The organism is Aeromonas crassostreae, assembly GCF_054052445.1.
The window spans coordinates 110,227-131,642 of record NZ_JBSTYM010000009.1 but is presented as its reverse complement, the minus strand read 5'-3'; the positions used below and the strand labels follow the sequence as shown (position 1 = coordinate 131,642).

The following is a 21,416-nucleotide window of genomic DNA, read 5'->3' as shown; positions in this document are numbered from 1 at the left end:
GGGGGTGGGTATCGAGCAAGGGCATCATCAATCATTCCCCTCTTTGAGCGCTTCGCGGATCCCTTCTCCCACCAGGTTGGTGATGAGCACGCTGAACAGGATGGCCATGCCGGGCAGGGTCACGGTCCAGGGGGCGAGATAGATGAGATCGCTGGAGTCGGCCAGCATGGCCCCCCATTCCGGCTGGGGCGACTGGGCCCCCAGCCCGAGAAAGCCCACCGCCGAGATGTCCAGGATGGCGGCGGAGAGGGTGCGGGTGGTCTGGGCCACCAGGGTCTCGACTATGTTGGGCAGCACCGCCAGACGCATGATGCGCCAGGGGGGCGAGCCGTCGAGGCGGCTGGCGATGATGTACTCCTTCTGCATCTCGGTGTGCACCGCGTTGTAGGTGGCACGGATGAAGGGGGGGATCAGCGCCAGCGTGATGGCGATCAGGGTGTTGCCGAGACCGGGCCCCAGGATGGCCACCATGATGATGGCCAGCAGCAGGGAGGGGATGGAGAGCAGGGTATCGAGCAGGTGATGGAGCACGCTCGACTTGAGCCCCTTGCTCATGCCGGCCAGCATGCCGATCAGGGTGCCGACCACCATGGCGATCACCACCACCCCCAGGGCATAGCCGAAGGTGAGCCGGGCGCCAATCACCAGCCGTGACAGTATGTCGCGCCCCAGATCGTCGGTGCCGAGGAAAAAGTCGATGTTGCCGCTGCTGGCCCAGGAGGGGGCCAGCAGCAGGTGCTCGCTGTGCTGCTCGTCCATGCCGTAGGGCACCAGCAGGGGGCCTATCAGGGTGAGCAGCAGCAGGGCGGCGAAGCACCAGAGCGCGGCCATGGCCAGGGGATTGCGTCGATAGGAGACCCAGGTCTGCGCCAGGGGCGAGAGGATCTTGAGCTCGGGGTAGAGGTTGGCTTTATCTTGCATGGGATAGGGCGCTCCCGCTCATGCCATGAGCGCGTTCAGTCTTGTTTTGCATAGAGTTCCTTGCGCCGCGCCGGGTAGATGAGCGTGGTGAGCAGATCTGTGCTGACGCTGATGAAGATGACGAAACCGGCGACCACCAGGGTGGCCCCCCGGATGGCGGCATAATCCTGCAGGGCGATGCTGTTGATGAGCCAGCGGCCGATCCCGTGCCAGTCGAACACCACCTCGGTGATCATGGCGGAGGTGAGCACGCTGCCCAGCTGCAACCCGAGCAGGGGCAGCACGGGGGGCAGGGCGTTCTTCAGGCCATGGCGCCAGACGATCTGGCGGCGGGAGAGGCCGCGGCTGGCGGCGGCCTTGATGTAGTTCTGCTTCATCACGTCGATGAGGGAGCTGCGCACGTGGCGGATCACCTCGGTGGTGGGCACCACGGCCAGCACCAGGGAGGGCAGTATCATGTGGCGCAGGGCATCGTGCAGCGCCGCCTCGCGCCAGGGCTCCCGGCTGAGCAGCACATCGACCAGGGCCACCCCGGTGATGGACGGCACGTCATAGAGCAGGCTGAGCTGACCGGAGGCGGGCAGCCAGCCCAGATCCAGGGAGAAGAACATCACCATCAGCAGGGCCAGCCAGAACACGGGCACCGCATAGCCGATGAGGCCGGCGGTCATGATGGAGAGATCCAGCCCGCGCCCCTGATAGAGGGCGGCCAGGGTGCCGAGGGGTATGCCCACCAGCAGGGAGATGGCGAAGGCGGCGACGCACAGGCTCAGGGTGGCCGGGAAGTAGTGGTAGATCTCGTCGAGCACGGGGCGCCCAGAGACGCTGGAGACCCCCAGGTCCCCGGCGAAGATGTGGCGCAGGAAGTCGGGGTAGCCCCCCCAGAAACCGGGCTGCTGACCGAGCAGGCGATAGTCGAGCAGGTAGGCGACCAGGGTCAGCGCCAGCAGGGTGATGAGCAGCAGATTGATGCGGCGCACTATGTAGAGCAGCATGTCAGTCCCTCCGCCTGTGGATGATGGGGAATGTGAACCGGGGCGGCGAGCCCGGCGCGCGGCAAGAGAGCACCATGGTCATTTCCTGTGCACCTGGTTGAACGAGGTGCCGCCAAAGGGCATCAACTCCAGCCCCAGCACATCCTTGCGGCTGGCCTGGATGCGCAGGGCATGGGCCAGGGGGATGAGCGGCAACTGCTCGTTGAGCATGCGCTGGGCGTAATAGTAGTTGCGCAGCCGAAACGAGAGCTGGCCGCTGCCGACCGCGTCATCGAGCAGCTGATCGAAGGCGGGGTTGCACCAACGGCTGTCGTTGTTGCCCTGGGCCACGGCGCTGCAGCTGAGCAACTGGCGAAAGAAGTTGTCCGGGTCGGCGTTGTCGGCCATCCAGCCCGACAGCAGGCTGTCGTAGTTCCCCTTGCGCAGGCGCTGCTCGATCACGGGATCCTCCTGCTGCACGATGCGCAGCTTTATTCCCACCTCCGCCAGATCGTTGCGGATCAGCTGGGCCGTCTTCAGGGCATCCGGGTTGTAGGGGCGCGAGCCCGGTCCCACCAGCACCTGCATCTCGAAGCCCTGGGGCAGGCCTGCCTCCGCCAGCAGGGTGCGGGCGCGGGCCAGATCCGGCTTGCGGACAGGGGAGCTGGGATCGTATCCCCAGGAGCGCGGCGGCAGCAGGCTGTTGGCGCTCTGGCCCGTGCCGAAATAGACCGCCTGCAACAGGTTGGGCACATTGATGGCACTGGCGATGGCCTGGCGCACCTGCACCTTGTTGAAGGGCGCCTTGCGGGTATTGAGGGCCAGGAAGGCCACGTTCATGCCGGGCTGCACCGCCAGGGTGAGATCATCATGCTGCTGGATCACCGACAGCTGGCTGGCGGAGGGGTAGCTCATCACGTCGCACTCGCCGGTAAGCAGCTTGGCCAGGCGTTTGGAGGACTTGGGGGTGATGTCGTAGACCAGCTGCTCGAGGGGAGCCGGGCCACGCCAGTAGCCGGGATGGCGTTCGAAACGGATGAATTCGTTGTGGCGATAGGCCTTGAAGCGAAACGGCCCGGTGCCGATGGGGCGGCTGTCGAGCAGGGCCGGGGTCCCGGCGGCCAGCATGGCCTGACCATATTCGGCGGAGAGCACCACGGCATAGTCGCTCGCCAGGGTGGCGAGGAAGGAGGCATCGGGGCGGTTAAGCTCGAACACCACCTGATGGGGGCCATTGGCGCGCACCTGGCGCAGCAGCTGATCCAGCCCGAGGCTGGAAAAATAGGGATACTGGCCGCCGGAGACGGCGTGGTAGGGGTGCTGAGGGTCGAGCAGGCGCTGCCAGGTGAAGACCACATCGTCGGCATTGAAGGGGCGGCTGGGGGAGAACCAGGCGGTGTGATGGAACAACACATCCTGGCGCAGGTTCAGGGTATAGGTGAGCCCGTCCTCGCTCACGGCCCAGTCGAGGGCCAGGCCGCCGCGCAGGGCCAGGGTCGCGGGATCCGACTCCAGCAGCCGATCGTAGAGGGGGCGGGCGCTGGCATCCAGGGTCGCGCCGGAATTGGCCAGCTGGGGGTTGAAGGTCTGGGGAGCCCCTTCGCTACAGTAGATGAGCCCCGTCCTGGAGGCCTCCGTCTGTTTCTGACACCCGCCGAGCAGCACGAGACTGGCGAGCAGCAGTGGTTTGAGCATTCTCATTGTGAAACCATGTCGTTAGCAGGTTGGTGAGGCGGATGACCCGGGATCATCGGCCTCTCAGGCGGGGTCATTGTCCCCGTCCAGCAGCTGGTATTTGCGCAGCATGCCGCGAAACTGGTGGTAACTCAGGGCCAGCAGTTGGGCGGCTTTGCGCTGATTATACTGGGATTGTCGCATCGCTTGCTTGAGTAAATCCACTTCGACCCGCGCCACCTGGGTTTTCAGGTCGCAAGGCAGGGTCGGCAACCCGGCATCATGGGCCTCTTTTGTCTCCGCTTCAGCCACCTCCCAGCCCGGGCCTGCCTGGGAGGTGGCTGGCTGGCGCGCGCTGCGGGGACGCCAGGGGGAGTCGAAGGGGTTGAGCACCAGCTCCGCCAGGGCCAGTCTCGGGTTGCCCTGACGATAGATGCTGCGCTCGATCACGTTTTTGAGCTCCCGCACGTTGCCGGGCCAGGGGTAGTCGTGCAGCAGGGCCTTCACCTCCCGGGAGAAGCCGGCAAACAGCTCGTAGCCGAGCTCCCGGGTCATGCCGTGGGCAAAATGTTCCGCCAGCAGCAGGATGTCATCCTGCCGCTCGCGCAGGGGGGGCAGGGTGATGACGTCGAAGGCCAGCCGATCGAGCAGGTCATGGCGAAAATCGCCGCGCTCGGCCAGGGCGGGCAGATCCTCGTTGGTGGCGCACACCAGGCGCACGTCCACCTTGAGCGCCTTGGCGCCGCCCACCCGCTCGAACTCGCCATACTCGATGACCCGCAGCAGCTTCTCCTGCACCCGGGCGCTGGTGGTGGCCAGCTCGTCGAGGAAGAGGGTGCCGCCGTCGGCGCGCTCGAAACGGCCCTGATGGCGCCTGGCGGCGCCGGTGAAGGAGCCCGCCTCGTGGCCGAACAGCTCGGTTTCCAGCAGGCTCTCGCTCAAGGTGGCGCAGTTGATGGTGACAAAACTTTGATCCCAGCGCGGCGAGAGATAATGTAGGCGGTGCGCGATCAGCTCCTTGCCGGTGCCCCGCTCCCCTATGATGAGCACGGGCTTGCGCAGGGGCGCCAGGCGAGAGGTCTGTTCAACTATCTCGAGAAAGGCGTTCGACACGCCGAGCAGGCTTTCCGTGGCCGTGGTCATGATGATCCCTGTGATTGATAAAAGCTGGTCAATCTTACCAAGAGTTGGCTATTTTTATCACCTGTCCGTTTGCATTCGAGTCGGTGTAACATAGTATGCCGATATAAATCATAGAGTTAAGTTGATTCAAAAGATTGGCATGATGGTTGCTGTATTCCCAGCGTCACTCACCCATGCAATCACAGGAGTCTCATCATGAGCATTTTTTCCCGGTTGGCCGACATCATCAACTCCAACCTGACGGCGTTGCTGGACAAGGCGGAAGATCCCCAGAAGATGGTGCGCCTCATCATCCAGGAGATGGAAGACGAACTGGTCAAGGAGCGCTCCAACCTGGCCCGCTTCCTGGCCGAGCAAAAAGAGATAGGTCGCCAGGTCGCCCGCCATCAGGAGCGGGTCGACGAGTGGCAGGGCAAGGCCGAGCTGGCCCTCGCCAAGGGACGGGAAGATCTAGCCCGCGCCGCCCTCATCGAGAAGAAGAAACAGGCCGAGCTCGGCGACAACCTGGCACGTGAGCGCCAGGCGGTGGATGCCGGCATCGAGAAGCTGGGCGACGAGATCCGCCAGCTCGAGGCCAAGCTCGAAGATGCCCGCGCCCGCCAGAAAGCCATGGCGATCCGTGGCGAGGCGGCCAGCAGCCGGTTGAACGTGCAGAGCCAGGTCGCCCGGGGCGGCAGCCAGGGGGTGGTGGACAAGTTCGATCGCATGGAGCGTCGCATCGACGAGATGGAGGCGCGGGCCGATCTGGGTCAGTCCGACAAGACCCTGGCCAGCCAGTTTGCCGAGCTGGAAGTGGACGATCAGATCAGCCGTGAACTGGAAGCCCTGCGCCAGAAGATGGGCCAGGGCAGTGACGGCAAGCAGGGAGAGTAATGGATGGAAGACATTCTTGGGGTATTCGTGACGCCCATCATCGTCTTCATGGTGGTGGTGGCACCCATCTGGCTGGTGCTGCACTACCGGGCCAAGGGGCGGATCGGGGTCGGCCTGGCCGATAACGAGCGCGAACAGTTGCAGGGTCTGCTGCAAACCGCAGACAAGATGCAGGAGCGGGTCGGCGCACTGGAGTCCATTCTGGATGCCGAAGTGCCCGGCTGGAGGAATCGGGTATGAGTCACTCGTTCGGACAGGAACAGCGCCGCAACCTCTATCGTGACCCCCAGAAGGGGCGGATCGCCGGGATCTGTGCCGGCCTCGCCGACTACTTCGGGGTCGAGATCTGGATAGTGCGGCTGCTCGCCATCAGCGGCCTCATCTTCGCCGGTTTCATCACCTTCACCGCCTACATCGCGGCCTGGTTCCTGCTCGACAAGAAGCCGGTGCTGCTGACCCCGGAGCCGGCTCCCATGGAGAGCCGGATGAAAGCCCATAGCTGGGAGGCGGGGATGACGCCGCTCCAGGCCATGGAGAAGGTGAGTCGCGAGCTGGCCGCCCTCGAACCCAGGGTCCAGCAGATCGAGAAACTGGTGACCTCCAAGGAGTTCACCCTGCAGCGAGAATTCAACAAACTTTGATACGCACACTGGAGAGAAAGCTCTCGGCCTTGCAGCACAAGGCCGAGGACGCGGTCAACCGGGTACGCGACCGCCACCTGCGACTCGCGGTGACCGGGCTGTCGCGCAGCGGCAAGACCGCCTTCATCACGGCCCTGGTCCATCAGCTGGAGCGGGCCGCCGTCGATGGCCGTCTGCCCCTGTGGGATGCCGCGCGCCAGGGGCGGCTGCTGGGGGCCCGCCGGGTTCCCCAGCAGAACCCCCAGATCCCCACCTTTGCCTATGAACGGGGCCTGGGCGCCCTGTTCGCCGAGCCGCCGGCCTGGCCCGAGGCGACCCGCGGCGTGGCCGAGGTGCGTCTCGAGCTGCGCTATCGCACCCGCCATCCCCTGCGCCGTCACCTGGGCGAGGTCTCGACCCTCTATCTGGATCTGGTGGACTATCCCGGCGAATGGCTGCTGGATCTGCCCCTGCTGGCGCTGAGCTACGGCCAGTGGAGCCAGCAGGTGCGCGAGCAGCTCACGCGTCCTGCCCTGGCGGCGCTGGCGGCCCCCTGGCTGCGGACCGAGCAGGGGGAGCCCTGGCAGCCGGATCGCCCCTTCGACGAGGGGGAGGTGGCGCGCCTGGCCGAGCGCTACACCGCCTATCTGCATGCCTGCAAGGACGAACTCGGCCTGCACCTCATTCAGCCGGGGCGCTTCGTGCTGCCCGGCGAATACCAGGGGGCGCCCATGCTCCAGTTCGTGCCCTGGGTCTGGGATCCCCCCGTGGGCACCCCGGCCGAGGATAGCCTCTATGCCACCCTGGGCCGCCGCTTCGAGCAGTACAAGCAGCATCTGGTGCAGGGGTTTTATGAGCAGCATTTCGCCGGCTTCGATCGCCAGATCGTGCTGGTGGACTGCCTGGCGCCCCTCAACGCCGGGGCCGAGAGCTTCGCCGACATGCAGCAATCCATCGCCCGCATCATGGAGAGCTTCGCCTACGGCAAGAGCAACTGGTGGCGGCGCCTGTTCGCCCCGCGCATCGACAAGCTGCTGTTCGTGGCGAGCAAGGCCGATCACGTCACCCCTGAGCAGCATGGTCCCCTGGTCTCCCTGTTGCAGCATCTGGTGCAGCAGGGGCGCGGTCAGGCCCGCTTCGAAGGCATCGCGACCGAGTGCCTGGCCCTGGCGTCCATCAAGGCGACCGAGGCGGGCAGGGGCATGGCGGGCGGGCGCGAGTTTCCCGCCATCAAGGGCACCAGCCTGGCCGGTGAGCCGCTGCTGCTCTTCCCGGGCGAGGTGCCGGCCCAGATCCCGCCCGCAGGCTGGTGGCAGGGGCAGCAGTTCGACTTTCAGGCCTTTCGCCCCCTGGCGATGAGCCCCCATCAGGCCATGCCCCACATTCGGCTGGATGCGGCCCTGGAGTTTCTGCTTGGCGACAAGCTTGAATAACCGGGCAAGGCGCCCCGGATCCATGCCCCTGAGTCCCAGGCGGCACGAGGAGAATCATCATGAGTGACGCTGGCCACAAGCCCGGATTGCAGGGCCGGATCGTGCTGGAGGAGACGATCTCCTCCCCCGAGCCTGCGCCCCTGGCCCGGGCTCGCCTGCTGGAAGAGGCGAGTTTCGAGGCCCTGGAAGCCCTGGATCCCCTGACCGAGGTCAAACCCGCGCTGAGGGTGCGGCCCCGCCGTCGCCACCGCGTGCTGGCCTGGGGACTGGGGGCGGTCGGCCTGTTGTCCCTGGGCCAGTTTGGTGCCTTCCTGGTGGATCAGTTTGCCGCATCTCCCCTCTGGGGCGGGGCCTGGCTGCTGGCCTCCGGCCTGGTGCTGGTGGGCACCGCCACCGTGACGGGGCGCGAGTGGCTGCGGCTGCGCAGGCTCAAGCGGCGCCAGGATGTACGCTCCCGGGCCGAAGATCTGCTGGCCCATCAGGGGGTGGGGCAGGGGCAGGCCTTCTGCGAGGCCCTGGCCGCAAAGAGCGGCGACAAGGGGCGGGAGGGGTATCGCACCTGGCTCGCCCAACAGGACGAGAGCCACAGCGATCGGGAGGTGCTGACCCTCTACAGCCAGCTGGTGCTGACCGAGCGCGACAAGCTGGCCCAGGCCAGGGTGGCGAAATGGTCGGGGGAGGCCGCCGTGCTGGTGGCCCTGAGCCCGCTCGCCACCGTCGACATGATGCTGATGCTGTGGCGCAACCTGCGCATGATCGAGGACATCGCCGATGTCTACGCCATCGAGCTGGGCTATTGGAGCCGCATTCGCCTCATCCGCCAGGTGTTTCGCAACATGCTCTACGCCGGCGCCACCGAGCTGGTGACCGAGGTGGGCATGGATCTGCTGGGGGCCGAGCTCACCGCCAAGCTCTCCGCCCGGGCGGCGCAGGGGGTGGGGGCCGGCCTGCTCACCGCCCGCCTCGGCCTGCGGACCATGGAGGCCTGCCGCCCGCTGCCCTGGTGTGCCGACGAGAAGCCCAGACTCTCGGAGATGCGCAAGGGGCTGGTGCGCAAGCTGGCGGGTTACCTCAACGGCGAGCGCCCCGCGCCCTGACAGACTGACCTGTCACATTTTCTTTACATTCAGCCGCAGGCAGCCGACCCAGGGTCGGCTGCTTTTTCAGGAGGCAAATCGTTACAGTGATCCCATGAGGTGCCGCTTTCGCCCCCTCGCCATCACTCCGTCGGCGGCATGGAAGGCAGGGGGGCACCATGGCCACAGCTGCAGCAGGATGCCAGCATGGGAACTCACTACCACGCCCACCAGCCAGATGGCCAGGGGCTTATCGCTTACAGCCAGGAGGAGCATGCCACCTGGCAAACCCTGATCGAGCGCCAACTGCCCTGTCTCGAGGCGCGCGCCTGCCGCCAGTACCAGGACGGACTGAGCCTGCTCGACTTGCCCCGGGATCGCATCCCCCAGCTCGGCGAGATCAATGCCGTGCTCACCCCCTGCACCGGCTGGTCCGTGGTGGCGGTGCCGGCGCTCATCTCCTTTGACCGCTTCTTCGACCTGCTCGCCCATCGCCAGTTTCCGGTGGCCACCTTCATCCGGCGCCGGGAGGAGCTGGACTATCTGCAAGAGCCGGACATCTTCCACGAGATCTTCGGCCACTGCGCCATGCTGACCAACCCGGCCTTCGCCGACTTCACCCACACCTATGGCCAGCTGGGGCTGGCGGCCAGCAAGGAGGAGCGGGTCTTCCTGGCGCGGCTCTACTGGTTCACCGTGGAGTTCGGTCTGCTCCAGACCCCGGAGGGGCTGCGCATCTATGGCGGCGGCATCCTCTCCTCCATCGGCGAGACCAGCTATGCCCTGTCGGGCAGGCCGCGTCTCGAGCCCTTCCGGCTGCTGGACGTGCTGCGCACCCCCTATCGCATCGACATCATGCAGCCGATCTATTATGTGTTGCCGAGCCTGGACAGCCTCTACCAGCTGACCCGGGAGGAGATACTGGCCAGTCTGGCGCAGGCGAGGGCGCTGGGGCTGTTCGCCCCCGCCTATCCCCCCAAACCGGGCAGGGCCGCCGGCTAGGGCCGCCCGTCACGTCGTTTTCGTCATAGCAAACAGGAGAGAGAGATGTCCCAATTGGCAAACCAGCATTGCGAGGCATGCCGGGCCGATGCCCCCAGGGTGAGCGAGGAGGAGCTGGCACAGCTGATGCGCGCCCTGCCCGACTGGCAGCCGGTGAGCGAACAAGGGGCGCTGCAACTGCGCCGGGAGTTCACCTTTCGCAACTTCAAGGAGGCGCTGGCCTTCACCAACCGGGTCGGCGAGCTGGCCGAGGCCGAATTTCACCACCCCGGCATCCTGACCGAATGGGGCAAGGTGACCGTGAGCTGGTGGACCCACAAGATCCATGGCCTGCATCGCAACGACTTCATCATGGCGGCACGCACCGACGCGCTGCTTGACTAGGATCAGGCCGCCGGGGTCCATGCCCCGGCGTCATGACGGCGGGCCCGCCCGGAGCAGATCGGGGCGGGCCCGCATTTTTGCCGGGCAAGTCTCGCGCTGGCGGGGACGAGACGTTATTATCACGCCCATCATGAAGTTAGCCAGGAAGTGTGTCTCGAATGCGTCTTGAAGTCAGCTGTGAAGACCGCCTGGGGTTGACCCGGGAATTGCTCGATCGTCTGGTGGAGCACAACATCGATCTGCGCGGCATCGAAATCGATACCACAGGCATCATCTACCTCAACTTCCCCGAGTTGGAGTTTCGCGACTTCCAGCATCTGATGCCGGAGATCCGCCGCATCCCCGGGGTGCACGACGTCAAGACCATCCCCTATCTGCCCTCGGAGCGGGAGCATCACGAGATCCGCGCCCTGCTCAAGGCGTTGCCGGATCTGGTGTTCTCCCTCGACAGCCGTGGCCGCATCACCCAGGTGAACCAGTCGGCCCTGACCACCCTCAACCTGCCGCTGGCGGAGGTCAAGGGGCAGCCGCTGGGCTCCCTGCTCAAGGGGTTTGCCTTCACCCGCTGGCTCGAATCGGCGGACATCAAGCCCCAGACCTGCAAGCTGAGCCTGGGGGGAGAGGAGTACCTGGCGGATCTCATGCCGCTGTTCGTGGCCGAGGAGAAGGGCAGACAGGCCCTGGCCGGCGCCGTGGTGGTGCTGAAATCCGCCCGCCGGGTCGGCCTGCATTTCAGTGCCCTCCATGCCATCGAGGTGGGGGGCTTCGAGCATCTCCAGGCCGAGAGTCCCAAGATGAAGCAGGTGCTGGCCCAGGCCAGCAAGCTGGCGATGCAGGATGCCCCCTTGCTCATCGTCGGCGAGACCGGTACCGGCAAGGAGCTGCTGGCCCGGGCTTGCCACGGCGCCAGCCTGAGATCCAGCCACCCCTTCATGGCGCTGAACTGCGCCGCCATGCCCGATAACGTGGCCGAGAGCGAGCTGTTCGGCTATGCCCCCGGCGCCTTTGGCAACAACACAGAGGGCAAGCGCGGCGTGCTGGAGCTCGCCAGCGGCGGCACCCTGATGCTCGACGAGATTGGCGACATGTCTGCCCATCTGCAGACCAAGTTCCTGCGGGTGCTGCAAGACGGGGTGTTTCGCCGGGTCGGCGACGAGCAGGAGGTGAAGGTCAATGTGCGCTTCATCTGCACCACCCAGAAGCAGCTGCTGGATCTGGTGGCCGAGGGCAAGTTTCGGGAAGATCTCTACTATCGCCTCAACGTGCTGAGCCTGGGGCTGCCGCCCCTGCGCGAGCGCAAGGCCGACATCATGGCCCTGGCCCAGCAGTTCGTGGCCCGCTTCGCCAGCGAGTTGCAGCGCCCCAAGCCGCGTTTCACCCGCAACATGGCCGAGTATCTCACCGCCTACCGCTGGCCGGGCAACGTGCGCCAGCTGCGCAACTGCCTCTACCGCGCCATGACCCTGCTGGAAGGGGACGAAATTGGCCCGGAGCAGATCGATCTGCCGGTGGCCCAGGAGGCCATGCCGCTCATCGACGAGTGGTTCGAAGGCGATCTGGACGAGGCGGTCAAGCGCTTCGAGAGCCGCTTGCTGGCGCGCCTCTACCCGGCCTTCCCCTCGACCCGCCAACTGGCCAAGCGGCTCGGGGTTTCCCATACCGCCATCGCCAACAAGCTGCGGGAATACGGCATCGGCAAGAAGTAGCACCGCGTCGCCGCAAGGAAAAGGAGAGGGGCCGTCAGGGCCCCTTGTCATGTCTGCGCCGGCCAGCGTTGGGGGAGGGGCGCTGGCGTCGGCATCCTCCGGCAGGGGGAATTTGACAAAACGTGACCCGCTGCATTGCCGTAGGCTAACTCTCTCTGGCGGGGCCGTGTTAGGATCTGTTCGGCTATTAACAAGAACAACTTTATGCATCTATCGTATCTGCTCCACCTGCTGGGTGGTCTCTGTCTGTTGGCGAGCTCGCTGGCACTGGCCGACACCCAGCCCCCGAATCGCGTCGCCAACCAGGCCGAGCTGCGGGTTGACCATGTGCGCCAGACGGTGCTCGACATCCTCAGCTATACCCGCTGGCCGGTGGAGCCTGCGCGCTTGCGCATCTGTGTGGTGGGCCCCACCGAATATGCCGACGGCCTGTTTCAGATCCGCCGCCAGGCCAATGGCCGTGTGGTGAGCGTGCGCCGTTACAGCGCCGGAGACCCCCTGATCCCGGCCCAGTGCGATGTGCTCTATCTGGGCACCCTGACCGAGGAGGAGCGCCTGACTCTGTTCGCCCGCCTGCAAGACGTCGCCATCCTCAGCGTCAGCGAGCAAGGGGGGGCCAACAGTGCCAACAGCGTCTTCCGCCTGCTGGTGAGTGACGATCGGGTGCGCTTCAATGTCAACCTGGATGCCCTGGCCCTGAGCGGGGTCAAGGTCCATCCCGCCGTGCTCAAACTGGGCCGGGCCGGAGGCCTGCCATGATCGCCTTCTTCCGATTTGGCAAGCAGCGGCTCTCCCTGCGTCAGAGCCTGGACCGTACCCACCTGATGGTCTCCCTGACCGGAGTCTGCCTGGTGGGCGGCCTGCTCACCTGCGTGGCCCTGCTCTCCCTGCGTTTCTATACGGATCACAATCTGGATCTGGTGGCCCGCGCCATCAGCTACACCACGGAAGCCGCCGTGGTGTTCGAAGATGGCGAGGCGGCGCGCGAAGCGCTGCAAAACATCGCCTCTCACGAGGACGTGGCCGAGGTGAGCATAGTGCTCAGCTCGGGGGAGGTGCTGGCGAGCTGGAGCAGGCATGCCTCAAAGCCCTGGTTTGCCCTGGAACGGCAACTGGCGGAGCTGGTGCTGCCCGGCCCCATCATCTTGCCCATGGCCCACAATGGCCGCGAGATCGCCACCATCAAGCTGGTGGGTCATGGCCAGTATCTGCTCAGCTTTCTGATCCAGGTGCTGGCGGCCATGCTGCTCTGCATGCTGCTCAGTACCCTGGGCGCCCTCTATATTGCCCGCCTGATGCAGCGATCCATCACCACTCCCTTGCGCTCCCTGGCGCGGGTGGCGCACGGGGTGAGCCGGGAGCGCTCCCTCGCCCTGCGGGTCCCGGCGGCCAGCATCACCGAGCTCGATACCCTGGGTCAGGACTTCAACTCCCTGCTCGACGAGCTGGAAGCCTGGCAGGCCCATCAGCAGCGGGAGAACGCCAGCCTGCTGCACCAGGCGACCCATGACAAGCTGACCGAGCTGCCCAATCGGGCACTGTTCGAGGCCCGTTTGCAGCAGGCGGTGCTGGAGGGGCTGCGCCAGCACGAGCGTTTCGCCTTGCTCTACCTCGATTGCGACAACTTCAAGCAGATCAACGATACCCTGGGCCATGGCGCAGGGGACGAGGTGCTGGTGACCATTGCCCGCCGGGTGCAGCACCAGCTCAGGCCCCAGGATCTGGTGGCGCGCCTGGGCGGCGATGAGTTCGTGGTGCTGCTCAGCGTCATCTCGGCGGATCAGGATGTCATCGACATCATGATGCGGATCGGCCAGGCCATGGCCGAGCCCATCGCCCTGGCCGATGGTCATCGCCTCGATTGCAGCCTCAGCATAGGGGCGGCCCATTTCCCTGCCGATGGCCAGACGGCCGAGACCCTGCTGCACCATGCGGATCATGCCATGTATCTGGCCAAGCGTCGGGACAAGGCGCGGCGAGCCAGGCAAGAGAAGGTTCACACACCAACAGAGGAAGAGAAGCAATGAAGATGGCTATTTGCACCGCCCTGGTCGGGATCCTGCTGGCCGTGCTCGGCGGCTGTGCGACCCAGACCGGGCTGAGCGCCGAGCAGATCGCCATGCTCAAGGAGCAGGGGTTTCGATTGACTGAGGAGGGCTGGACCCTGGATCTCTCCAATCGGGTGCTGTTTGCCAATGACGTGGGCCGGCTCAGCGACCAGACCAGGGGCACGGTCGAGAAACTGGCCGACAGCCTGCAGCTGGTGGAGCTCAGCCGGGTGCGGATCGAGGGTCATACCGATACCAATGGTCCGGCCGAGTATAACCAGCGGCTCTCCCTCACCCGCGCCCAGTCGGTGGCGGATGTCATGGTGGCCGCCGGCATGAAGCCCGGGGATCTGATCATCCAGGGGCGGGGAGAGGTCGAGCCCATCGCCGACAACAAGACCCGGGAGGGGCGTGCCCAGAACCGGCGAGTCTCCATCGTCGTCCCCAGCCAGTACCCGGGGGCCGTGGCGCCCGGGCGCCGGTGTGTGAAGCAAGAGAGGGGTGCCCAGGGGCGCCCCTCTTGTCGTTGACGAGGGGAGGAGGCCCGATGGGGATCCAGCACCCTTGCCCCTTGTGCCCGGGCGGACGCTGGTTAGAATAGCGGCCACTATCGGACAGGATGCAGGGAGAAGAGCCATGTTTCGGCTAGGAGTGATCATCAACCCGGTCGCCGGCATAGGGGGTCAGGTTGCCCTCAAGGGGAGCGACGGCATGCTGGCCGAGGCCCTGGCCCGCGGGGCCGTGCCGAGGGCCAATGAACGGGCCCGCCTGGCGCTGCAACCCCTGCTGGGGCTGTCGCACCCGTTCGAGGTGGTGACCGTGGCCGGGGAGATGGGGGAGCGCCTGGTGACCGAGCTTGGCCTGAGCCACACCATCATCTATCGTCCAGCGGCCCCCCAGACCACCCCGGAGGATACCCGGGCGGCGGCGAGGCGCATGCTGGAGGCCGGTGTGGATCTGCTGCTGTTCGCCGGTGGGGATGGCACGGCGCGGGACATCTGCGCCGAGGTGGGGGAGCGGCTCCATGTGCTCGGCATCCCCGCCGGTTGCAAGATCCACTCCGGTGTCTACGGCGTGACCCCCCAGGCCAGCGGCCGAGTGGCCGCCCGCATGATAGAGGGGGAGCTGCTCAGCCTCATGGAGGGGGAGGTGATGGACATCGACGAGGCGGCCTTTCGCGAGGGGAAGGTGCGTGCCCGCCACTATGGCCAGCTCAAGGTACCCGGGGATCTGCGCTACGTGCAGGCGGTCAAGCAGGGGGGCCGGGAGAGCGAGGAGCTGGTGCTCGAGGAGATCGCCGCCGAGATAGTGGAGCAGATGGCTCCCGACACCCTCTATCTGATGGGGTCGGGGGGCACGGTCGCCGCCTGCATGGCGCACCTTGGCCTGGAAAATAGCCTGCTTGGTGTGGATCTGGTGGAAAATGGCCGGCTGATCGGGCAGGATCTGGGCGCCCGCGAGATCCTGACCCGGATCCAGGGCCGTCGCTGCCGGCTGATCGTGACCCTGATCGGCGGTCAGGGACACCTGTTTGGCCGCGGTAATCAGCAGCTCAGCCCGGAGGTGATCCGGGCGGTCGGTCTGGACAACATCCAGATAGTGGCCAGCAAACGCAAGCTGGCCCGGCTCGACGGACGCCCCCTGCTGGTGGATACCGGTGACGAGGCGCTGGATCGGGCGCTGTGTGGTTATCGGCGCATCATCACAGGATATCGGGATCAGGTCATCTATCCGGTGGCCAACCCGCAATAGCACAGCAAGGATGCGGCTGACCCCGTGGCGCCCGGTCAACCGGACCTGGGCTCCACCCCAACGTTATCTTGCCGGCCACTCCGGCGCATGAGGCTGCGTTAAATGACGATTCATGATTTTGAGCACAAGTTGTTGGAACTGATAGACAGCATGGTCGCCACGGCGACCGATGACGAGCTGTTTGCCGGGGGCTATCTGCGAGGCCATATTTCGCTGGCGGTGGCCAGGGCCGAGCTGGAGGGCAAGACCCTGGTGCGGGATGTGAAGAGCTATGTGCTGCGCAGCCTCAACGAGGCGATCCTGCAGGGGGAGTTGTCGGAGCAGGATGAGACCCTGGTTCAGACCATGTGGAAACGGCTGCAACTGCAGGCAGAAGCTTGATCCCAGACACAATTCAAACACAAGTTTAAGATTGGCGCTTTCCCGAAAGTTAACAAAAGGTTAATAATAAATAACCTCATCTGTTTCAGGGAAAGCACCATGACCAGCGCCTCCACCATCGCCCAGCGACTGCCCCTCGACATGCTCTATCACTGGGAGCAGCACTGTCCGGATCGGATCTACCTTCGTCAGACCATCAACCGTCAGTACCACGACTTCAGCTGGGCCAGGGTGGCCGATGAGGCGCGTCGCCTGGTGACGGCCCTGCGGGCCATGGGGTTCGAGCCGGGGGACAAGATTGCCCTGCTCTCCAAGAACTGCGCCCAGTGGTTCATCGCCGATCTGGCGATGCAGATGGGCCAGTATGTCAGCGTGCCCATTTATCCCACCGCCAACGTCGATACCATCGAATATGTGCTGCGTCACAGCGAGGCCAGGGCCGTGTTCGTCGGCAAGCTGGACGACTGGCGCAGCCAGGAACCGGGTCTGCCGGCGGATCTGCCGCGCATCGCCATGCCCTATGACACCATGCCGGCTCAGCATCAGTGGGATGCCCTGCTGGCCAGTCACGAGCCGGCCCGGGATCTGCCTGCCCAGCGTGGCGAGGATCTGCTGAGCCTGGTCTACACCTCGGGCAGCACCGGCAAGCCCAAGGGCGCCATGCTCAGCGTCGAGCGTTACGCCTGGTCCTGCGAGAAACTGGTGGAGGCCGTGGGGCTGAGGGAGCAGGATCGCGGCTTCTCCTACCTGCCCCTGGCCCACATCACGGAGCGGGTCTACATCTATGGCGGCAGCCTGTTCAGCGGCGCCGAAATCAGCTTCCCCGAGTCCCTCGACACCTTCATCGACGACGTCAAACGTTGCCGCCCCACCGTCTTCATCTCTGTGCCCCGTCTGTGGGCCATGTTCCGCATCAAGATCCACGAGAAGCTGCCCCAGAAGAAGCTGGCGCTGCTGCTCAAGATCCCCCTCGTCTCCGGCCTCATCAAGCGCAAGCTGCAACAGGGGCTGGGGTTGGATCAGGCCAGGGTGCTGGGCTGCGGCTCGGCCCCCGTGGCCTCGGCGTTGCTGGCGTGGTACCACAGCATAGGCCTCAACATCACCGAGGCCTGGGGCATGACGGAGAACCATGCCTACGCCACCCTCAACTATCCCTTCCGGGCCGACAAGATAGGCACGGTCGGCAAGGCGGGGCCCGGGGTGCGCATCCAGATCTCCCCGGAGGGGGAGATCCTCTGCCGCTGCGAAGGCATGATGCTGGGCTACTACAAGGATCCCGAGCACAGCAGTGAGGCCATCGATACCGAAGGCTGGCTGCACACCGGGGACATGGGCAAGCTCGACAGCGAGGGCTATCTCACCATCACGGGGCGGATGAAGGATGTGTTCAAGACCGCCAAGGGCAAGTACGTGGCTCCGGTGCCCATCGAGGGGCTGCTCGGACAGGATCCCATCATAGAGCAGCTGTGCGTTATCGGTTACGGCATGCCCCAGCCCATCGCCCTGGTACAGCTGGCCGAGCGGGCCATGCAGGGGGATCATGCCGAGATAGACGCCCAGCTGGAGGCGGCGCGGCAACGGGTCAACGGCCAGCTGGAGGCTCATGCCAGGCTGAGGGGCATCCTGGTGGTCAAGACCCCCTGGAACATAGAGAACGGGGTGCTGACCCCGACCATGAAGATCCGCCGCCATCTGCTGGAGCAGAAATATGCCGAGCTGGGAGACCAGTGGCCGGCCGATCGCAGCGTGGTGTGGGAATCCTGACCCCTCCCGCCGCGTTATTCTCCGAAAGCCCCGCCATGCGGGGTTTTTTGTGGCAGCGGCAGGGTGAGGGGTAGGGTGGTAGCGCGATGGACTGCGTGGTGCCGCTGTTTGCGGGGTATTGTTTTACATATACATGGAATGACCAGTAATGATATCTATCACATGTCATTTTTGTGGTTTGTTATTTTGTTGATTATGTGTTTTTCTTGTTAAAATAGCGCAAAAAGCTGTAACCCCTATCGTATACTGCCTCCATCGTGAACCGGCCCACTGGCGAGCCTTCGTCCAGCCTGGCAGGCCGGGGATCCATCATCAGCCGTCTCCCAATTTTGCGAACCACAGGGATCGCGAAACGGCGTTGTTTTGCCCGATATCGCCGCGGGTAGCGGCGAGTGAACAGGAGGTTCCAGTGAGAGCGGAGATAAGCGTAGCGGCGCTACGGCACAACGTGGCGGTATTGCAGGCCCAGGCGGGGGATCGCCGGATCATGGCGGTGCTCAAGGCCAACGCCTATGGGCACGGCATGTTGCAGATGGCGCAGGCGCTGGCCGAGGCCCCGGCGTTCGCCGTGGCCCGTGTCGATGAGGGGATCCAGCTGCGCCGCCATGGCATCAGGCAGCCCATCCTGGTGCTGGGCGGTTTCCATGATGGGCAGCAGCTGGCCCAGATGGCCGAGTGGGAATTGCAGACGACCCTGCACTGCCACGAACAGGTGACGCTGCTGGAGCAGGCGGCGCCGAGCCGCCCCATTACCCTCTGGCTCAAGATTGACACGGGGATGAACCGGCTCGGGATCCGGGGCGAGGAGCTGGCCGCTGTGCTGGCGCGCCTCGCGCGCTGCCCCTGGGTGGCGCAGCCGGTGCGGCAGATGACCCATTTTGGCCGCGCCGACGAGCTTGACTGCGAGGCGACGGCCGAGCAGATCACCCGGTTTCATGCCCTGACCCGCCACCTGCCGGGGGAGAAGGCCCTGGCCAACTCGGCCGGCCTGCTGGGCTGGGCCGATGCGCTGGGAGACTGGGTGCGGCCCGGACTCGCGCTCTATGGCATCTCCCCCTTCGCCGGGGAGAGCGGAGGCGATCGCGGGCTGCGTCCCGTGATGACCCTCAAGAGCCGGCTGATGGCGGTGCGTGATTGCCCGGCCGGGGCGCCCGTTGGCTATGGTGCCCACTGGCACGCCCCCCATGCCACCCGGCTCGGGGTGGTGGCGACCGGTTACGGGGACGGTTATCCCAGACTGGCGCCGACCGGGACACCCATGCTCGTCAATGGCCGCGAGGTGCCGATCGTCGGGCGGGTCTCGATGGACATGCTGACCGTGGATCTCGGCCCGGCGGCGACCGATCGGGTGGGGGACGAGGTGGTGCTGTGGGGGGAGGGGCTGCCGGTCGAGCGGGTAGCCGAGCACATAGGCACCATCCCCTACGAGCTGGTGACCCGGCTGACCGGGCGGGTCGCATGGCAGATGTGCTGAGTCGCCAGCTTGCAACAGGCCGCCCTTGGGCGGCCTGTTTGTTGTCATGGCGCGAGGAGGCGAGCGGACAGCGCAGACAACAACGCCTCCCAGGGGGAGGCGTCTTAGGACAGGGGCGCTAGAACCAGAAGCCGATGATGAAGGAGCCGGCCAGGGTCAGCATGACGTTGGCCACCGCATAGGTGCCAGCGTAGCCGAGCGCCGGGATGGAGCTGTTGGCGGCCTCGTTGACCACGTCCATGGCCGGGGCGCAGGTGCGGGCCCCGGTGATGGCCCCCAGCAGCAGGGCCGGGTTCATCTTCAAGACCCAGACCCCGAACAGGTAGCCCACCAGCACCGGCAAGGTGGTCACCAGCATGCCGGAGAAGAGCACCACGGCCCCCACCTGGCTCAGGTGATCCAGGATGCCGCTACCCGCCTTCAAGCCCGTGCTCACCATGAAGACGGCGAGGCCCAGATCCTTGGCCAGGCGCAGGGCGCCCGGCGGTACATAACCGACCGTCGGGTGGTTGGCCCGCAGGTAACCCATCAGGATCCCCGCCAGCAGCAGGCCGACGGCGTTGCCCAGACCAAATTCCAGCTGGCCGAATACCAGGGAGACGGAGCCGATCAGCAGGCCCAGCACGAAGAAGGTGGCGAAAGCCACCAGATCCGTGGTCTGGCTATGGATGCTGATGAAGCCGATCTTGTTGGCCAGCTGCTTGACCCGCTGCTTCTCGCCGCTGATCTGCAGCACGTCGCCCTTTTGCAGCATGATGTTGCGATCGAACGGCATCTCTATCTGGGAGCGCACCACCCGGTTGAGGAAGCAGCCCTTCTCGGTGAGATTGAGCTCCACCAGATGGCGGCCCACCACGGCGTCGTTCTTCACCACTATCTCTTCGGTGACGATCTGCAGATCCAGCAGGTTGCGGTCAAACACCTCCTTGCCGTTGCGGTAGTTGACGTCGAGCTTCTCGTGACTCTCGGGATAACCCACCAGGGCGATCTCGTCCCCCTCCTGAATGACGGCGTCGCCATCGGGGCTGGCCAGTATGCCGTTGCGGCGAATGCGCTCCACATAGCAGCCGGTGTGGGGATAGATGCCGGTTTCCCGCAGGGTGCGGCCACCTATCCAGGCGGCGAGCTCCGGGCCGACTCGATAGGCGCGGATGATGGGCAGGTAGGTCTTGCGATTCTCGCTGTCCGACAGCCCCCGCTCGCGGGCGATCTTCTGGGCCTCGGTGCTGAGATCCAGCCGTGCCATGGCGGGGAGATAGCGCACCACCAGCATCAATCCCACCAGGCCCACCAGGTAGGTCAGGGCGTAGCCGATGCCCATGTTGTCGAGCACGGCGCGCATGTCGGTCTCATGGGGCAGGTTGAGCAGGCCGCTGCGCAGGGCATCCTGGGCACCGACCAGGGCCGGAGTGGAGGTGAGGGAGCCCGCCAGGATCCCGGCCGCCATGCCGGGCCCCAGGTTGAAGAACTTGGCCAGCCCCACGGTGAGCAGCAGGGCGGTCAGCAGGATCACCAGGGTCAGGGTGATGTAGTGGATGCCGTCGCGCAGGAAGACGCTGAAAAAGTGCGGTCCCGCCTCGATGCCGACGCAGAAGATGAACAGCATGAAGCCGAGGTTTTCCGTGGTGGCGGAGAACTGGAAGCCCATCTGGCCAAACAGCAGGGCGGTGAACAGCACCCCTATGGTGTTGCCTATCTGGAAGTTGCCGACCCGCACCTTGCCCAGCAGCAGGCCGAAGGCCAGTACCACGAACAGCAGCAGGGAGTCGCTTTGGTGTAGCAGTGTCACGAAATCTATGGTCATGCCCGGAAAAACCGAGGAAAAAAGTGGGGCCGGTATTGTGCCGGATCCCTCGCCAATAAAGAAGCGTCGGATGGGACAAATCGACATCTCGGGCGGGTGCCCCGTTCGGGGGCATGGGGTTTTCACCCTCCTGGGCGAGCGCGCGAGTTTTTCCGTCTGTCAGAGCCGCTGTCAATGAGTGATTTGTGCTGTCTGGCCCCCGGCGAGACGCAGGTCGAGGCGGCGTTTAGAGAATGCTGTCCCGGGCGCGATTTCGCCCCCATAACAGAGCATGATGCTGCCGGATTGGCACAGGGGAACGCCCCCTGGGCGGCGTGGCCACCTGGCGCCATGCCCCGCTGACCCATGGCATCTGGGCTCGCCCATCAGGCAGCAAAAAAGGTGGCG

Annotated in this window: 20 protein-coding genes; 15 read left to right on the top strand and 5 right to left on the bottom strand. The window is 65.3% G+C overall.

What is annotated here, in order from left to right; genetic code table 11:
- Positions 1–27: 27 nt before the first annotated feature.
- From ACW5W4_RS09465 to pspF, 4 genes are all read right to left on the bottom strand, one after another.
- Positions 28–921, bottom strand: coding sequence for an ABC transporter permease subunit (locus ACW5W4_RS09465; protein ID WP_408795379.1), 894 nt, complete (start codon positions 919–921; stop codon positions 28–30).
- 35 nt (positions 922–956) lie between these two features.
- Entirely contained in the window at positions 957–1,916 is a 960-nt protein-coding gene (locus tag ACW5W4_RS09460; RefSeq protein ID WP_408795381.1) for an ABC transporter permease, read from the bottom strand.
- 78 nt (positions 1,917–1,994) lie between these two features.
- Positions 1,995–3,590, bottom strand: a complete 1,596-nt coding sequence (sapA, locus tag ACW5W4_RS09455) for an ABC transporter substrate-binding protein SapA (RefSeq protein ID WP_456689221.1) — start codon at positions 3,588–3,590, stop codon at positions 1,995–1,997.
- A gap of 63 nt (positions 3,591–3,653) precedes the next feature.
- Positions 3,654–4,712 carry a phage shock protein operon transcriptional activator gene (pspF, locus tag ACW5W4_RS09450; RefSeq protein ID WP_456689201.1) on the bottom strand — a complete coding sequence of 353 codons (1,059 nt, stop codon included), beginning with the start codon at positions 4,710–4,712 and terminating at the stop codon, positions 3,654–3,656.
- Positions 4,713–4,907: 195 nt separating this feature from the next.
- Between pspF and pspA the strand changes: the two genes are divergently transcribed.
- The 15 genes from pspA (at position 4,908) to alr (ending at position 19,225) form a co-directional block, all read left to right on the top strand.
- Positions 4,908–5,585 carry a phage shock protein PspA gene (gene pspA / locus ACW5W4_RS09445; RefSeq protein WP_456689200.1) on the top strand — a complete coding sequence of 226 codons (678 nt, stop codon included), beginning with the start codon at positions 4,908–4,910 and terminating at the stop codon, positions 5,583–5,585.
- 3 nt (positions 5,586–5,588) lie between these two features.
- Entirely contained in the window at positions 5,589–5,825 is a 237-nt protein-coding gene (gene pspB / locus ACW5W4_RS09440; RefSeq protein WP_041994160.1) for an envelope stress response membrane protein PspB, read from the top strand.
- Positions 5,822–6,226 carry an envelope stress response membrane protein PspC gene (gene pspC / locus ACW5W4_RS09435; RefSeq protein ID WP_456689199.1) on the top strand — a complete coding sequence of 135 codons (405 nt, stop codon included), beginning with the start codon at positions 5,822–5,824 and terminating at the stop codon, positions 6,224–6,226. Before pspB ends, pspC begins: the two co-directional genes overlap by 4 nt.
- Entirely contained in the window at positions 6,223–7,638 is a 1,416-nt protein-coding gene (locus tag ACW5W4_RS09430; RefSeq protein WP_427262367.1) for a YcjX family GTP-binding protein, read from the top strand. Before pspC ends, ACW5W4_RS09430 begins: the two co-directional genes overlap by 4 nt.
- A 59-nt stretch (positions 7,639–7,697) precedes the next feature.
- Positions 7,698–8,735, top strand: coding sequence for a YcjF family protein (locus ACW5W4_RS09425; protein WP_456689198.1), 1,038 nt, complete (start codon positions 7,698–7,700; stop codon positions 8,733–8,735).
- A gap of 186 nt (positions 8,736–8,921) precedes the next feature.
- Positions 8,922–9,716, top strand: a complete 795-nt coding sequence (phhA, locus tag ACW5W4_RS09420; RefSeq protein ID WP_456689197.1) for a phenylalanine 4-monooxygenase — start codon at positions 8,922–8,924, stop codon at positions 9,714–9,716.
- 45 nt (positions 9,717–9,761) lie between these two features.
- Entirely contained in the window at positions 9,762–10,100 is a 339-nt protein-coding gene (locus tag ACW5W4_RS09415; protein WP_427262364.1) for a 4a-hydroxytetrahydrobiopterin dehydratase, read from the top strand.
- 158 nt (positions 10,101–10,258) lie between these two features.
- The gene (gene tyrR / locus ACW5W4_RS09410; protein WP_408795401.1) at positions 10,259–11,806 is read left to right on the top strand and encodes a transcriptional regulator TyrR; all 1,548 of its coding nucleotides are present in this window, start codon (positions 10,259–10,261) and stop codon (positions 11,804–11,806) included.
- Positions 11,807–12,010: 204 nt separating this feature from the next.
- Complete coding sequence (locus ACW5W4_RS09405; protein ID WP_427262362.1) at positions 12,011–12,565, top strand: YfiR family protein; 555 nt, start codon at positions 12,011–12,013, stop codon at positions 12,563–12,565.
- Positions 12,562–13,833, top strand: a complete 1,272-nt coding sequence (locus ACW5W4_RS09400) for a diguanylate cyclase domain-containing protein (protein WP_456689196.1) — start codon at positions 12,562–12,564, stop codon at positions 13,831–13,833. Before ACW5W4_RS09405 ends, ACW5W4_RS09400 begins: the two co-directional genes overlap by 4 nt.
- Positions 13,830–14,384 (top strand): OmpA family protein, encoded by a 555-nt coding sequence (locus ACW5W4_RS09395; protein WP_456689195.1) that lies wholly within the window; start codon positions 13,830–13,832, stop codon positions 14,382–14,384. The genes ACW5W4_RS09400 and ACW5W4_RS09395 overlap by 4 nt, the downstream gene beginning before the upstream one ends.
- A 106-nt stretch (positions 14,385–14,490) precedes the next feature.
- Complete coding sequence (locus ACW5W4_RS09390; RefSeq protein WP_456689194.1) at positions 14,491–15,606, top strand: ATP-NAD kinase family protein; 1,116 nt, start codon at positions 14,491–14,493, stop codon at positions 15,604–15,606.
- A gap of 102 nt (positions 15,607–15,708) precedes the next feature.
- Entirely contained in the window at positions 15,709–15,987 is a 279-nt protein-coding gene (locus ACW5W4_RS09385; protein ID WP_408795414.1) for a YfcL family protein, read from the top strand.
- A 99-nt stretch (positions 15,988–16,086) separates the two neighbouring features.
- Positions 16,087–17,751: an AMP-binding protein gene (locus tag ACW5W4_RS09380; protein WP_456689193.1), complete on the top strand. Its 1,665-nt coding sequence runs from the start codon at positions 16,087–16,089 to the stop codon at positions 17,749–17,751.
- A gap of 409 nt (positions 17,752–18,160) precedes the next feature.
- Complete coding sequence (alr, locus tag ACW5W4_RS09375) at positions 18,161–19,225, top strand: alanine racemase (RefSeq protein WP_456689192.1); 1,065 nt, start codon at positions 18,161–18,163, stop codon at positions 19,223–19,225.
- Positions 19,226–19,343: 118 nt separating this feature from the next.
- Here the strand turns inward: alr and ACW5W4_RS09370 are convergent, their stop codons facing one another.
- Positions 19,344–21,029, bottom strand: coding sequence for an aspartate:alanine antiporter (locus tag ACW5W4_RS09370; RefSeq protein ID WP_408795421.1), 1,686 nt, complete (start codon positions 21,027–21,029; stop codon positions 19,344–19,346).
- Positions 21,030–21,416 lie beyond the last annotated feature (387 nt).